The sequence below is a fragment of the Mesorhizobium sp. WSM4829 genome (assembly GCF_055811475.1).
Genome location: NZ_JBVVQJ010000004.1, coordinates 110,555 through 125,082 on the forward strand (window position 1 = coordinate 110,555; position 14,528 = coordinate 125,082).

Consider the following 14,528-nt stretch of genomic DNA (forward strand, 5'->3'; position numbering starts at 1 on the left):
GTCCAATTCAAGCCGTGTCAAACATGGTGGCCGAAGCCGATTCAGGATTGAGGAAGACGCTGCGCGGCCACGATATCCGCACGACGGCGCCCTCGCCCGGCTCGTTTGAATTGCGGAAATCGAGCGTGGCGCCCGAGCGTTCAAGCAGGGTCTTGGCGATGAACAGCCCCAGTCCGAGCCCGCCGCCGGCCTCGGTGCCCTGGCGTGTCGACATATAGGGCTCGCCGATGCGATCGATGATTTCGGGAGGAAAGCCCGGCCCGTCGTCGGTGATCGAGAAGGTGACCGTTGCCTCGTTCCAGCTCCAGCGCACGGTGACGCTCTTGCGGGCAAAATCGACGGCGTTCTCGACGAGATTGCCGAGGCCGTAGATGACGCCGGGATTGCGCCGTCCCACCGGTTCGGGGCCGATGCGCTCGCCGGGGCGAAGCTTGATCGAGATGCCGAAATCGCGGTGCGGGGCGGTCATCTCCTCGACCAGCGAGGTCAGCGGCAGGCGGGAGAGATGCGCCTCGCCCTCGGAGGACAGGCTGGTCAGGCGTTTGAGGATCTCGCGGCAACGCTCGCTCTGCGAGCGCAGCAGCGTCACGTCCTCGCCGTATTTCGGGTCATTGCGGAGCGCCTTCTCCATCTCCTTGGCAACAAGCGTGATGGTGGCGAGCGGCGTGCCGAGCTCATGCGCGGCGGCGGCGGCAAGGCCGTCCAGCGCCGACAAATGCTGTTCGCGCTGCAGTACCAGTTCGGTGGCGGCAAGCGCGTTGGCGAGCAGCCGGGCTTCCTCGGCCACGCGGAAGGCGTAGATCGCGGTGAAGGCGATCGAGGAAAACACCGCCATCCACATGCCAGCGACGTAAATGAACGGCATCTCCAGCGGCGCGCCCTCGTACCAGGGCAGCGGCAGATGGAAGAACACCAGCAGGCTCGCCATCACCACCACCAGCGCGCCGAGGATGGCGGTCAGGCGCAGCGGCAGCGACGTCGCCGAGATGACCACGGGCACTGTGACCAGCACTGAAAACGGATTGGTGAGCCCGCCGGTCAGGTAGAGCAGACCGGCAAGCTGCAGGCTGTCGATGGTCAGGATGGCGAAAGCCTGAAGCGGGGTCAGCCGGTGCGCCGCCGGATAGCGGAAGGTCAGCAACAGGTTCATCCAGGCCGAACAGGCGATCAGGGCGAAGCAGAGGCTGACCGGCAGCGGGAATTTCAGCCCATAGGCCACGACAAGAACCGCCAGGCTCTGACCGACAATGGCCAGCCAACGCAGCCTGATCAGCGTGTTGAGGCGCAGCCGCTGGCTTTGCTGGAAGTCGGGCGCCCGCAGGATGTTTATCATGGCCAAGGATTATAGCCGGAAAAGAATAAAGGCTAGGTCCCCCGCGGTTTGGCACGGCTGGTGGCGGTGGCGAGAAGCGGGTTCTCAGGCCAGACATGCCGGGGATAGCGGCCACGCATCTCGGCCCGCACATCGGCCCAGGAGCCGCGCCAGAAACCGGGCAGGTCACGCGTCGTCTGGATCGGCCGGTGCGCCGGTGACAATAGCTCGAGCGTCAGCGGCACCGCGCCGTTGGCGATCGCGGGATGCCGGTCGAGACCGAACAGCTCCTGGACGCGGATCGCCAGCACCGGCCATTCACCGTCATAGCGGATCGGCACGCGGCTGCCGGATGGAGGGTCGAAATGGGTCGGCGCCAGCGCCTCGATCCGGCGCTGCAGATCGTGCGGCACCAATGCCATGAGGCCGGCCGAAAGCACGCCCGGATCGATCGCGGCAAAGGACGCCGCGCCGGAAAGGAAGGGCAGCAGCCAGTCGTCGAGGCGGTCGATGAGCGCCGCGTCGGAAACATCTGGCCAGGGCGCGCCAAGACCGCGATGCAGCCAGCCGAGCCGTTGGCGCAGCGTTTCCGCCTCCTTGCCCCACGGCAAAAGCGACAGCCCGTGTTGGCGCAGGGCGTCAAGGATGGCGCGATCGGCAGCGATGCCGGCCGGCGCCGGCAGCATGCGTTCGGACAGGGTGATGGCGCCGAGGCGAACGGTTTCACGCACACGCACCGCACGCCTGTCGCGGTCGAAACTGGTTTCGCGGTTTGTCTCGATCTTGTAGGCGAGCGAAGCGCGAATGTCGGCTTCGTCTATCGCCGCCGCTGCCGTAATGCGGGCGTTCTGCGCCTTGCCCTGCAGATCGGCGACGACAAGCCAGGTTTCGCCCGCCAGCGGGTCGGCGGCGTCGAGCATGGCGCCTGAACCGTTGGCCAGCACGAAACGGCCGCGCTCTCCGCGCGCCCTGGCGACGCGATCCGGCCAGGCGTGGATGAGGAGAGCGCCGGCGCTGCCCTCCCCCCCGAGGGGAGGGTCGGCCGGTGAGCCTTGCCCAGCGAGGCGAGGGAGACGGGGTGGGGTCGGCGATGACGGGCCCGACCCAACCCCACCCCGATCCGCTTCGCGGATCGACATACCGGGGCGAACCACGGGTCTCGCCCGTCCTTCGGCCCCCCTCGAGGGCGAGGGTGAAGCCTGTTTCGCCAGCCGCTCGGCGAGCTGCCGGGCGGCGGTGGCGCGCGGCGATCTTTCGGATCGGAACCGAAGCAGCCTCCGTTCGAGGTCGGCGCCGTCACCGCCCAGGCCACGCTCGGTGAGCAGCACGGCGAGCATGGCCGCTTCGAACGCCCGGCCGGTGTTTGCCACCTCGGCGACCATGTGAGCCAGCCGCACAGGCAGTGCCAGCCTGCGCATCGCAGCACCCGATTGCGTCAGTCGCCCTGCCTCGTCAATGGCGTCGAGCGCACGAAGCAGCGCCCTTGCCTCGCTGAGTGCCGGGGCCGGCGGCGGATCGAGGAAGCAGAGGCTCGACGGGTCGGCGACACCGAAGGCTGCACAATCGAGCAGAAGTCCGGAAAGGTCCGCCTCGAGGATTTCCGGCGGCGTGAAGGCGGGAAGTGCCGCGGTCTGCTCGGCCCGCCACAACCGGACGGCGACGCCGGGCTGCGTGCGGCCGGCGCGGCCGGCGCGCTGGTCGGCGGAGGCTTTGCTGACCCGCACCGTCTCCAGCCGCGTCAGGCCGCTGGCCGGCTCGTAGCGCGGCAGGCGCGACAAGCCGGAATCGATGACGACGCGCACGCCGTCGATGGTAATCGAGGTCTCGGCGATCGAGGTCGCCAGCACCACCTTGCGGCGGCCGGACGGCGCCGGCTTGATCGCGGCGTCCTGCGCCTTGTTGTCGAGCATGCCATAGAGCGGCACGATGTCGGTGTCGGCACCGACGCGGCCTTGCAGCCGCTCGGCGGTGCGCTCGATCTCGCGCTGGCCGGGCAGAAAGGCGAGCACGCTGCCGCTCTCCTCGGCAAGGGCCGCGCGGATTGCCTTGGCCATCGCGTCCTCGATGGCGATGCCGGCCGGCCGCTCGTCGTAGCGGATGTCGACGGGAAAGGCGCGGCCTTCGCTCTCGATCACCGGGGCGCCGGAAAGCAGCCGAGCGACGCGCGCGCCGTCGAGCGTCGCCGACATGACCAGCAATCGCAGATCGGTCCGCAGCGCACCTTGCACATCGAGCGCCAGCGCCAGACCAAAATCGCCGTCGAGCGAGCGCTCGTGGAACTCGTCGAAGAATACCGCCGAGACACCGGGCAACTCCGGATCGTCGAGGATCATCCGCGACAGCACGCCTTCGGTGACGACAAGAATCCTGGTCCTCGCAGAAGTGCGGTTCTCCATCCGCATGGCATAGCCGACCGTTTCGCCGGGCTCCTCGCCGAGCAGTTCGGCCATGCGGCGGGCGGCTGCGCGGGCAGCGAGCCGGCGCGGCTCGAGCAGAATGATCTTCCCCGTGCCGAGCCAAGCTGCATCGAGCAGCGCCAGCGGCACCAGCGTCGTCTTGCCGGCGCCGGGCGGCGCCACCAGCACGGCACTGTTGCCATGGCCGAGCGCTTCACCGAGCGCCGGCAGGACGGCGGAGACCGGAAGCTCTGGCAAGGGTTTTCTGGTCATTGTTTCAGGGATGCATCCACCCAATCTCGCGGCAGGTCGGTCGCGCCCCGCATATCAGCGGTGGCGGTCGCCGCGCAACCGGGCAACGGACCAACTCAAAGCGGGGTCCACCTCCTCGCTATGGTCAAAGGCGGAAGCCACCGAGGATCACGCGGCCGAGGAGCGACAGGACGTCGGGATATTTCCTGATAGAACGGCGCGGCCAGGGCCACCGCCCAGATACAAGCGAATTATGCTGCAGCGCAGCGACGAATTCGCTTGCGTTGTTTAGTAAAAATTGCATCACTAAACAAATTACTAAACATCCGCCGCTTAACCGCGTCGTCATGTTTAGACCCCTGAGGAGGGGGTTTGAGGTTATTTGAAACCGTCATCCGGGCGCGTTTCGCAAATGGGAGGAAGGCATGAAATCGACCTTGAAACTGACGTTGGGACTGACATCGGCGATGTTTGCGTCGACCGCCGTTTCGAATGTCGCGCAGGCTGAAGATCTGACGCTTTGCTGGGCAGCCTGGGACCCGGCCAACGCGCTTGTCGAATTGTCCAAGGATTTCACCAAGGAAACCGGCATCGGCATGAAATTCGAATTCGTGCCGTGGACCAACTATGCCGATCGCTTCCTCAACGAACTGAATTCCAAGGGCAAGCTGTGCGACCTGATCATCGGCGACAGCCAGTGGATCGGCGGCTCGGCCGAGAACGGCCACTACGTCAAGCTGAACGACTTCTTCGACAAGGAGAAGATCAGCATGGACGACTTCGTGCCAGCGACCGTCGTCGGCTACTCCGAATGGCCGAAGAACTCGCCGAATTACTGGGCGCTGCCGGCCATGGGCGACGTCGTCGGCTGGACCTATCGCAAGGACTGGTTCTCCAAGCCGGAACTGCAGAAGGAATTCAAGGAAAAGTACGGCTGGGATCTCGCAGCGCCGACGACCTTCGACCAACTGAAGCAGATCGCCGAGTTTTTCCAGAAGCGCGAGATCGACGGCAAGACGGTCTATGGCGCATCGATCTATACCGAGCGCGGCTCCGAGGGCATCACCATGGGCGCCATGGACGGGCTCTACAGCTTCGGTTTCAAATATGAGAATCCCGACAAGCCATACGAGATGGACGGCTTCGTCAACTCCGAGAAATCGGTGAAGGGTCTTGAGTTCTACAAGGCGCTCTATGACTGCTGCACGCCTCCTGGAGCCTCGAACAGCTACATGGGCGAAGGCGTCGACGCCTTCAAATCCGGCCAGGTGGCGATGCACATGAACTTCGCCTTTACCTGGCCAGGCCTGCAGAAGGACGAAAATGTCGGCGGCGACAAGATAGGTTATTTCGCCAATCCCAAGGGGCCCGACGGCGATCAATTCGCCCAGCTTGGCGGCCAGGGCATCTCGGTGGTCTCTTACTCCGACAAGCAGGAGGCTGCGCTCAAATACATCAAGTGGTTCGCCAACAAGGACGTGCAGGCCAAATGGTGGTCGCTCGGCGGCTTTTCCTGCCTCAACGCAGTCGTCAAGGATCCAGGCTTCCCGGCCAGCCAGCCTTATGCGCAGACCTTCCTCGACTCCATGGCCATCGTGAAGGATTTTTGGGCAGAGCCCAGCTATGCGCCGCTGCTGCAGGCGTCGCAGAAGCGCTTCCATGATTACGTCGTCGCCGGCCAGGGTTCGGCCAAGGATGCACTTGATGGCCTGGTCAAGGACTGGACCGAGGTCTTCCAGGACGACGGCAAGATGTAGTTGGGGGCAGTATCCAATCGGCTCCTCCCGAGCCACGACCGCGTGTCCCGTGCCACCCTTGGCACGGGACACAGCTCAGATAAATTCCACTGTCGAGACGACCCAAGTGACCGAAGCGGGACTGACCATGCTCAATCGGACTGCGGACAGCGTCGCCCGGGCTACGCCTGAGCCGTTGGCCCGCAAGGTCCGAGGCATCAGCGACAAGGGCCTCGCCTGGCTGTTCATCTCGCCGACGATCCTGTTGCTGCTCGCCGTCAACATCTTCCCGCTGTTCTGGGCGATCTATCTGTCCTTCACCAATTACCGCGCCAACCGTCCCAACGAGGTGGTCAGGAACGTCGGCCTTGCCAACTACAAGCGCATCCTCGGCGACCAGGACATCTGGATCGCCATGCAGACGACGGCGCATTTCGTATTCTGGACCATCCTGCTGCAAACGCTGATCGGTTTTACCCTGGCCTGGCTGATCGATCGGAAGTTTCGCGGCCACGCCTTCTGGACGACCATCATTCTGGTGCCGATGATGCTGTCGCCGGCAGTGGTCGGCAATTTCTGGCGCTTCCTCTACGAGCCGCAGATCGGGCTGTTCGCCTATGCCATCTCGTTTGTCACCGGCATTCCGGCAACGCAGATCGGCATGCTCTCCAACGTGTCGCTGGCGCCGTGGTCGATCGTCATCGTCGACACCTGGATGTGGACGCCTTACGTGATGCTGATCTGTCTCGCCGGCCTGCGCTCGATCCCCGAATACATCTATGAGGCTGCCGAGGTCGACCGCGCCTCCAACTGGCGGCAGTTCTGGTCGATCACGCTGCCGATGGCGCTGCCCTTCATCATGCTGGCGGTACTGTTCCGCGGCATCGAGAACTTCAAGATGTTCGACATGGTCAACCTCCTGACCGGCGGCGGACCGGGATCGACCACCGAGGTCGCCTCGATCACGCTGAAGCGGCAGGCCTTCGAAAGCTGGCGGACCGGCTATTCCTCGGCCTTCGCCATAATCCTGTTCGTTGCGGTGTTCGGGCTGGCCAACATCTATGTCAAGGCGCTCAACAAGGTGAAGCAGAGATGAGCCTGACGTCAGCCCATTCTGTTGTCGCACCCTCCGCGATTTCGAAGCGCGTCGCCGGCACAATTATCGTGCTTTACGCGCTGATCTCGATCGTGCCGCTGTTGTGGATCTTCGCCACCAGCTTCAAGACGCCGCCGGACTCGATCGCCTATCCGCCAAAAATCCTGTTCCAGCCGAGCCTCGAGGGCTACTGCAATCTGTTCTCGACCCGCACCCGGCAGACACCGGAATACATCAACGCGCTGGGACCGGCGACGGGCATCTGCGATGAGACAGTGCGCAAGCGCAACATGGTGATCGCCGGCCCGTCCAATTTCATGCCGCGTTTCATCAATTCGCTGATCATCGCCTTCGGCTCGACCTTTTGCGCGGTGTTCCTCGGCACATTGTCGGCCTATGGCTTCTCGCGCTTCAAGGTGCCGCTGGCCGACGACCTGCTGTTCTTCATCCTGTCGACGCGCATGATGCCGCCGATCGCGGTCGCTATTCCCATCTACCTGATGTATCGCGAGATTGGCCTGTCGGACACCGCGCTCGGCATGATCCTGCTCTATACGGCGGTCAATGTGTCGCTCGCCGTGTGGCTGCTGAAGGGCTTCATCGACGAGATCCCGCGCGAGTACGAAGAAGCGGCGATGATCGACGGATATACGCGACTGCAGGCCTTCTGGCGCACCGTGCTGCCGCAGGCGACCACCGGCATTGCCGCGACCGCCATCTTCTGCCTGATCTTCGCCTGGAACGAATATGCCTTCGCCGCACTGCTGACCTCGGGCACGGCGCAGACCGCACCGCCCTTCATCCCGACCATCATCGGCGAAGGCGGCCAGGACTGGCCGGCGGTCGCCGCGGGCACCACGATCTTCCTGGTGCCGATCCTGGTGTTCACTATCCTGCTCCGCAAGCAGTTGCTGCGCGGCATCACCTTCGGCGCGGTGCGCAAATGAGCCTGACCCAACCCGCAAAACGCAAGTCGCGCTGGCCGCGTGCGTTCCGTCGCGGCCTGATGGAGAACGTCGCCACAGCGATCATTGCCATTGGCTTCCTGATGCTGTTCCAGCCGTTCGCGCTGCCGCTCTACACCTATTCCTTCATCACCATGCTGGCCGGCACGGCGATGTTCATCATCGTCTCGAAGTTTCCGGAGTAGACGATGGCGGAGATCAGGGTCGAGCATCTGAGGAAGGCATTCGGCGATTTCGTCGCCGTGCAGGATTCCAACTTCGTCGTTAGAGATGGAGAGTTCTTCGTCATGCTGGGGCCGTCGGGTTGCGGCAAGACGACGACGCTGCGCATGATTGCCGGGCTCGAACTGCCGACCGGCGGCAAGATCCTGCTCGGTGGCGAGGACGTTACCATGCGGCGTGCCCGCGAGCGCGACATCGCCTTTGTCTTCCAGCTGTTCGCGCTCTATCCGCATATGAATGTGCGCAAGAACATCGGCTTCCCGCTGCTGGCGCAAGGCACGCCAGGCATCGAAATCCGCCGGCGCGTCGAAGAGACGGCGAAGCTGTTGCGCATCGATCATCTGCTCAACAAGTCGGTCTCCGGTCTTGCCGGCGGCGATCGCCAGCGCGTGGCGCTCGGCCGCGCCATCGTGCGACGGCCAAAATGCTTCCTGATGGACGAGCCGCTCGGCACGCTCGACACCGAATTTCGCGATCTCATGGTGCATGAGCTGCGCGAACTGCACAACCGCATCCACGCCACCACGGTCTATGTCACGCATGACCAGATGGAAGCGATGTCGATGGCCGACAAGATCGCGGTTATGAACCACGGCGTCATCGAACAGTTCGGCACGCCGCGCGAAATCTATGACCGGCCGGCGACCATGTTCGTCGCCGATTTCATCGGCTCGCCGCCGATGAATTTTCTCGGCTTTGGCGGCGGGCTTTCAAAGGGCGCCAGGGAGATTGTGGTGCAAGGCGCCAAAGTGGCAGTGCCGGAGGTGCGCGAGGACATCGCGCCGGCCGACATGGCGCTCGGCATCCGACCGGAACACATCCGCTTCGACGACGCTTCGAAGCTGCGCGGCGCCATCTATGGCACCGAGTATCTCGGCACCACGCAGATTGTTGCGGTGGAGACATCCGGCGGCATCATCAAGGCGCGGGTGCCGGCCGAAATCCGGCTCAATGCGGGCGACCAAGTCGGCCTGGCGCTGAGCAGCGCACGGCTGTCGCTGTTCGAGAAGGGCTCCGGCCGCGCGGTGCGAACCGCAATCCATGACGGGGCTTCCCAGGGAAAGGCGCATCATGGCTGACGTGCAGATCAAAGGCGTGACCAAGAGCTTCGGCGAACATGTCGCCGTGGACACTCTCGATCTGCACGTCGCCGACGGCGAATTCGTCGTGCTGCTCGGCCCGACCGGGGCCGGCAAGACGACGACGCTCAGACTTATCGCCGGATTGGAACGGCCGGATACGGGCTCGATCCATATCGGCGGCCGCGATGCGACAATGTTGTCGCCGGCCGAGCGCGACACCGCCTTCGTCTTCCAGCAATATTCGCTTTATCCGCATCTGTCGGTCTTCGACAATCTGGCCTTTCCGCTGCGCTCGCCGGCGCGGCGGCTGAGCGAGGACTCGGTGCGCCGCCGCGTCGAGGATGTGGCCAAGATGGTGCGTATCCACCACAAGCTGAACAACCGCTCCACCAAACTTTCCGGCGGCGAGATGCAGCGCGTCGCCATCGGGCGCGCGTTGGTGCGCAAGCCCTCGATCTATCTGATGGACGAGCCGCTGTCGTCGCTCGATGCCAAGCTGCGCGCCGATCTCCGGCTCGAACTGAAGCGCATCCAGGCCGAGGTCGGCGCCACCATGCTTTATGTCACGCACGACCAGATCGAAGCGATGACGATGGCCGATCGCATCGGCATTCTCGCCGACGGCGTGCTGGCGCAGATCGGCACGCCACGCACCATCTATTCGGAGCCGGCAAACGTTCATGTCGCCGCAAGGCTCGGCCAGCCGGCGATCAATCTATTGCCGACCGGCCTGCTGCCGGATGGCGACATGCCGGCGGGAACCAAAACGATCGGCGCGCGTACAGAACATCTGTCGATCGGCAAAGCATCGAATGGCCCCGCCGACGGCGTTGTTAACTGGGTCGAGCATCTGGGCGACCAGAATCACCTGCATGTGACGGTGGGAAGCAGAAAGCTGGTGACGCTGACCGACCCCGACATCCAATTGGAAAAGGGCGACCGGGTGATTATCCGCTACCGGGCGCCGCTGTTCTTCGACCAGGCCGGAAACAGGATTGCAAACCGATGAGCCCCGGGACATTGGAAAAGAACGGGACACTGGAAAAGACTGCGACACTGGAAAAGACCGGGACGATGGACAAGCTTGACCTGAAGACGCTGATATCCGTCACCGCCGACACGATTGCCGCTCACGCCGAAGAGCTGACCGGGCTCGACCAGGCGATTGGCGACGGCGACCATGGGCTGAACATGAAGCGCGGCTTCGAGGCAGTGCGCGCCGAGGCGGACACGTTCGCGACAAAGCCGCTGCCGGACGCTCTGAAGGCGATCGGCACCAAGCTGGTAATGACCGTCGGCGGGGCTTCGGGCCCCTTGTTCGGGACGCTGTTCATGGCGCTCGGCAAGGAAATTTCCGTAGAGCCGGATCGAGCCAACCTGATGTCGGCGTTCGGCAAGGCGATCCAGGCGGTGGCAGCCAGGGGCAAGTCGCAGGTCGGGCAGAAGACCATGCTCGACGTGCTGCAGCCGGTGCATGACGCCCTGCTGCAGGGAAAGACCGGATCGGAAATCGCCGATGTCGCGGACAGTGCTGCCGATGCCACCGTGCCGATGAAGGCCTTGCGCGGGCGCGCCTCGTTTCTCGGCGACCGCTCCATCGGCCATATGGATGCCGGGGCACGCTCGACCGCGCTTCTGGTGCGGGCTGTCACCGAGACCATCGAGGGGCAAGCATGAGCAATGTCGGCATCGTCATCGTATCGCATTCACCGCTGGTCGCCGAGGGCACGGCCGACATGGTGCGTCAGATGGTCGGCGACGAAGTGCCGCTTGCATGGTGCGGCGGAAACGGCCATGGCGGGCTCGGAACCAATGTCGAGGCGATCATGGGAGCGATCGACAAGGCCTGGTCGGAGGCAGGTGTCGCCATACTTGTCGATCTTGGCGGCGCCGAAACCAACAGCGAGATGGCGGTCGAGATGATCGGCGAGCCGCGCGCGCACAAGATCATCGTCTGCAACGCGCCGATCGTCGAGGGCGCGGTGATGGCGGCGACGGAGGCGTCCGGCGGCGCCTCGCTCAGGGAAGTGGTGGCGACGGCACACGAATTGTCGCCATCGTGAATGAACAGGAATTTTGACTCAATGTCCGCATCCGCAGAAGCCACCGTTCTGATCACCCATGAGGTCGGCCTGCATGCGCGCCCTTCGGTGAAATTCACCAAGCTCGCCAAGACGTTTTCGGCCGAAGTCGAAGTGGCGCTCGCCGCCAACGGTCCTTGGTTCGACGCCAAGAGCATCGTCAAGGTGATGGCGGCCAAGGCGCCGAAAGGCACGGTGCTGCATATCAGAGCCAAGGGCGACGGCGCCGGCGAGGCGGTCGGCGCGCTCGTCGAGCTGGTGCGGCGCGACTTCGACGAGGGCGTGGACCATGCCCGAACCGCTTAAGCTGCAGGGGATCCCGGCTTCGGCCGGCTATGCCGAAGGGCCGCTGTTCAACCTCGAGCCGGTTGTCGCGCGCTATAAAGGTAAAGCGACCGCAGCTGACGAGAGGCTCGCGCTCGAAACGGCAATCGGCACAGCGACAGGCCGGCTTGCCAAGCTGATCCAGGCAACCGAGGGCGATGCCGCCGACATTCTCGAATTCCAGCTCGCCATGCTGGAGGACGATGCGCTGACCGGCCCGGCCTATGCCGCGATTGCCGCCGGCCAGCCGGCCGATGCGGCATGGCGGCAGGCGCTTGACGCCGAAATTGTCGGCTACGAAACGTCGGATCAGGATTATTTCCGGGCACGCGCCGCCGACATGCGCGACATCAGAGACCAAGTGCTTCGCGCGCTGACCGCGGACAGCGCGGCTGCCGCGCCGACAGGCGCCATCTTCTACGGCGAGGACATCGCGCCGACGCGCTTTCTCGAAACCGACTGGAGCGCCGGCGGCGGCATTGCGCTGAAGGCGGGCAGCACCGCCAGCCACGTCGCCATGCTGGCGCGCTCGCGCGGCGTGCCTATGATCGTGGGGCTCGGTGCTTCGCCGGCTGATCTTGCCGGCGTCGCCCTGCTCGATGCCGAGCACGGCGGCATCGTGTTGAGGCCAACAAGGGCAGAGGTCGAGGCGTTCCGGCAATCGTCCTCGTCTTTCGCGGCACGTCGCGACAGGGCGGAAACTTTTTTGGCTCGGCCGGCAGTGACGAAAGCCGGCACAGCGGTGCGGGTGCAGGTCAACATCGCCGATCCGTCCGATGTCGACGGTATCGATGTCTCGACCTGCGATGGCGTCGGGCTGATGCGGACCGAGTTCCTGTTCGGCAAGACGCTGCCGGACGAGGAAACGCAGTATCGCGCCTACCGCAAGGTGCTCGAATGGGCTGAAGACAAACCGGTGACCATTCGCACCGTCGACGCCGGCGGCGACAAGCCGGTGCCGGGCTTCACCGTCGAAGAGGGCAATCCGTTTCTCGGCCTGCGCGGCATCAGGCTATCGCTGGCGAGACCGGAGGTTTTTCGGGTGCAGATCAGGGCGCTGCTGCGTGCCGCCTTGCATGGCAATCTCAAAGTGATGTTCCCGATGATCGCAGTGTGGGACGAGTATCAGCGAGCAGCTGCGCTCTTCGCCGAAGAGCAGGCCGCGCTTGCGGCGCGCGGCGTCGCGCAAAAAATGCCGCCGCTCGGCATCATGGTCGAGGTGCCGTCGGTGGCGATCGCTCCTGAGGCGTTTGCCGAGGTCGCCTTCTTCTCGATCGGCTCGAACGACCTGACCCAGTATGTGATGGCGGCGGCGCGCGACAACGCGTCGGTCGCGCATCTCAATTCGATCAGGCATCCGGCTGTGCTTCGGCTGATCGCCTCGGTTGCGGCGTTCGGCCGCGCGCAGAAGATTCCGGTCAGCCTGTGCGGCGACGCCGGCGGCGATCCGGCGGCGATCCCGGCGCTGATCGAGGCCGGCCTGCGCGACCTTTCCGTGGTTCCCGCCCAGCTCGCAATGGCCAAGGCGGCCATTGCGGACGTCTCGATCTAGGCACCGGCATGGCCGAAACCAAGAAGACGCCTGAAGCCGGCTCCGAAGAGGCGATCCGCGCCTACAAGACGATCCTGTCGCAGGTCCTCGACCAGCGCCCGTCCGGCATGCGCCAGCGCCTCGCCGACGCGTTGGGCAAGCATCGCAGCTTCGTCACCCAGATTTCCAGCCCGGCCTACTCGATCCCGATCCCGTCAAAACATTTGCCGGCTATTTTCGCCGTCTGCCATTTCAGCCCGGCCGAACGCGACCATTTTCTGGCCGCCTACCATCAGGCGCATCCGGGAAAAATGTCGCTGGCATCCGGCATGCGCAAGACGCGGCATGTTTCGCTCATCGTTCCCGATTTCGGCGACGACAAACAGAACGCGGCGCTCGACAGGGCGGTCAACGATTTCATCCAGAAGATCACCAGCATCGCCGGCAAGGGCGGGACATAGTCGCGCCACGTTCAGCTATTTCGGGAGAGACGGCCATGAAGAAGTTTCTGAATTCTGTGGATACGGTGCTGACCGAAAGCCTCGACGGCTTCGTTGCCGCCCATGCCGACATCCTTGTGCTTGGCGACGAGCATAAATTCGTGCGCCGCAGGACACTCAAACCCGGCAAGGTAGCGCTGATTTCCGGGGGCGGCTCTGGCCACGAGCCGCTGCATGGCGGGCTGGTCGGGCATGGCATGCTGGATGCCGCCTGCCCCGGCCAGGTGTTCACCTCGCCGACGCCGGACCAGATGATGGCGGCCGCAGAGGCGGTCAACACCGGTGCCGGCTGCCTGTTCATCGTCAAGAACTACGAGGGCGACGTAATGAATTTCGACATGGCTGCTGAAATGTCGGAGGGTGTGATGCAAGTGGTGACCAATGACGACGTCGCGGTCGAGAACTCCTCCTACACCACTGGCCGACGCGGCGTTGCCGGCACGCTGGTGGTCGAGAAGATCCTCGGCGCCGCGGCCGAGCAAGGCATGGCGCTGAAGCCGTTGAAGGCGCTTGGCGACCGCATCAATGGCGCGACCCGCTCGATGGGCGTTGCGCTGACCAGTTGCACCGTACCGGCCGCCGGCAGGCCGACTTTCGATATAGGCGACGGCGAGATGGAATTCGGCGTCGGCATCCATGGCGAACCCGGGCGCCGCCGCGACGCGTTGAAGAGCGCCGACGCCATCGCCGAGGAGATCTGCGCGGCGATATCTGGCGATCTGGGTGATCAGGTAAAAGGTCCGGCGCTGCTTTTCGTCAACGGCTTCGGCGGCACGCCGCTGATGGAGCTCTACCTGATGTACAACAGCGCCCGGAAAATCTTCGAGAAAAACGGCGTGACGGTCGCCCGTTCGCTGGTCGGGTCCTATGTGACATCGCTCGACATGGCCGGCTGCTCGATCACGCTGACAATGCTCGACGACGAGACGACCGCATTGTGGGACGCACCGGTGCATACGGCTGCGCTGCGCCGGGGGATGTAGCACGGCCAACACGGCGCCACGGCTATAGGGACAGTATTAAGCAAGCAG

General features: G+C 64.3%; 14 protein-coding genes. 12 read left to right on the forward strand and 2 right to left on the reverse strand.

The genetic code is table 11. The annotated features are described in order from the left end of the window. Positions 1 to 7: 7 nt before the first annotated feature. On the reverse strand, positions 8 to 1,333 hold the full coding sequence (locus tag AC0L17_RS05720; RefSeq protein WP_473515198.1) for an ActS/PrrB/RegB family redox-sensitive histidine kinase: 1,326 nt from the start codon (positions 1,331 to 1,333) through the stop codon (positions 8 to 10). A 32-nt stretch (positions 1,334 to 1,365) separates the two neighbouring features. Further along, complete coding sequence (hrpB, locus tag AC0L17_RS05725) at positions 1,366 to 3,981, reverse strand: ATP-dependent helicase HrpB (RefSeq protein WP_473515108.1); 2,616 nt, start codon at positions 3,979 to 3,981, stop codon at positions 1,366 to 1,368. Positions 3,982 to 4,385: 404 nt separating this feature from the next. Between hrpB and AC0L17_RS05730 the strand changes: the two genes are divergently transcribed. From AC0L17_RS05730 to dhaK, 12 genes are all read left to right on the forward strand, one after another. Continuing rightward, on the forward strand, positions 4,386 to 5,717 hold the full coding sequence (locus AC0L17_RS05730) for an ABC transporter substrate-binding protein (RefSeq protein ID WP_023796720.1): 1,332 nt from the start codon (positions 4,386 to 4,388) through the stop codon (positions 5,715 to 5,717). Positions 5,718 to 5,844: 127 nt separating this feature from the next. Then, positions 5,845 to 6,792 (forward strand): carbohydrate ABC transporter permease, encoded by a 948-nt coding sequence (locus AC0L17_RS05735; RefSeq protein WP_128183436.1) that lies wholly within the window; start codon positions 5,845 to 5,847, stop codon positions 6,790 to 6,792. Continuing rightward, positions 6,789 to 7,739, forward strand: a complete 951-nt coding sequence (locus AC0L17_RS05740) for a carbohydrate ABC transporter permease (protein ID WP_473515109.1) — start codon at positions 6,789 to 6,791, stop codon at positions 7,737 to 7,739. The genes AC0L17_RS05735 and AC0L17_RS05740 overlap by 4 nt, the downstream gene beginning before the upstream one ends. Further along, on the forward strand, positions 7,736 to 7,942 hold the full coding sequence (locus tag AC0L17_RS05745; protein ID WP_091592832.1) for a hypothetical protein: 207 nt from the start codon (positions 7,736 to 7,738) through the stop codon (positions 7,940 to 7,942). The genes AC0L17_RS05740 and AC0L17_RS05745 overlap by 4 nt, the downstream gene beginning before the upstream one ends. Before the next feature lie 3 nt (positions 7,943 to 7,945). Next, a complete protein-coding gene (locus AC0L17_RS05750; RefSeq protein WP_473515110.1) occupies positions 7,946 to 9,058 on the forward strand; it encodes an ABC transporter ATP-binding protein in 1,113 nt (370 codons plus the stop codon). After that, positions 9,051 to 10,070 carry an ABC transporter ATP-binding protein gene (locus tag AC0L17_RS05755; protein WP_287177599.1) on the forward strand — a complete coding sequence of 340 codons (1,020 nt, stop codon included), beginning with the start codon at positions 9,051 to 9,053 and terminating at the stop codon, positions 10,068 to 10,070. Before AC0L17_RS05750 ends, AC0L17_RS05755 begins: the two co-directional genes overlap by 8 nt. Before the next feature lie 65 nt (positions 10,071 to 10,135). Beyond that, on the forward strand, positions 10,136 to 10,738 hold the full coding sequence (dhaL, locus tag AC0L17_RS05760; RefSeq protein WP_473515199.1) for a dihydroxyacetone kinase subunit DhaL: 603 nt from the start codon (positions 10,136 to 10,138) through the stop codon (positions 10,736 to 10,738). Further along, positions 10,735 to 11,124 carry a dihydroxyacetone kinase phosphoryl donor subunit DhaM gene (gene dhaM, locus AC0L17_RS05765; protein WP_027151568.1) on the forward strand — a complete coding sequence of 130 codons (390 nt, stop codon included), beginning with the start codon at positions 10,735 to 10,737 and terminating at the stop codon, positions 11,122 to 11,124. The genes dhaL and dhaM overlap by 4 nt, the downstream gene beginning before the upstream one ends. A gap of 21 nt (positions 11,125 to 11,145) precedes the next feature. Further along, a complete protein-coding gene (locus AC0L17_RS05770) occupies positions 11,146 to 11,448 on the forward strand; it encodes an HPr family phosphocarrier protein (RefSeq protein WP_023796727.1) in 303 nt (100 codons plus the stop codon). Continuing rightward, positions 11,432 to 13,018 carry a phosphoenolpyruvate--protein phosphotransferase gene (gene ptsP / locus AC0L17_RS05775; protein WP_473515111.1) on the forward strand — a complete coding sequence of 529 codons (1,587 nt, stop codon included), beginning with the start codon at positions 11,432 to 11,434 and terminating at the stop codon, positions 13,016 to 13,018. The genes AC0L17_RS05770 and ptsP overlap by 17 nt, the downstream gene beginning before the upstream one ends. 8 nt (positions 13,019 to 13,026) lie before the next feature. Next, a complete protein-coding gene (locus AC0L17_RS05780; RefSeq protein WP_023796729.1) occupies positions 13,027 to 13,458 on the forward strand; it encodes a hypothetical protein in 432 nt (143 codons plus the stop codon). Between the two features lie 35 nt (positions 13,459 to 13,493). Beyond that, a complete protein-coding gene (gene dhaK, locus AC0L17_RS05785) occupies positions 13,494 to 14,480 on the forward strand; it encodes a dihydroxyacetone kinase subunit DhaK (RefSeq protein ID WP_473515112.1) in 987 nt (328 codons plus the stop codon). Positions 14,481 to 14,528 lie beyond the last annotated feature (48 nt).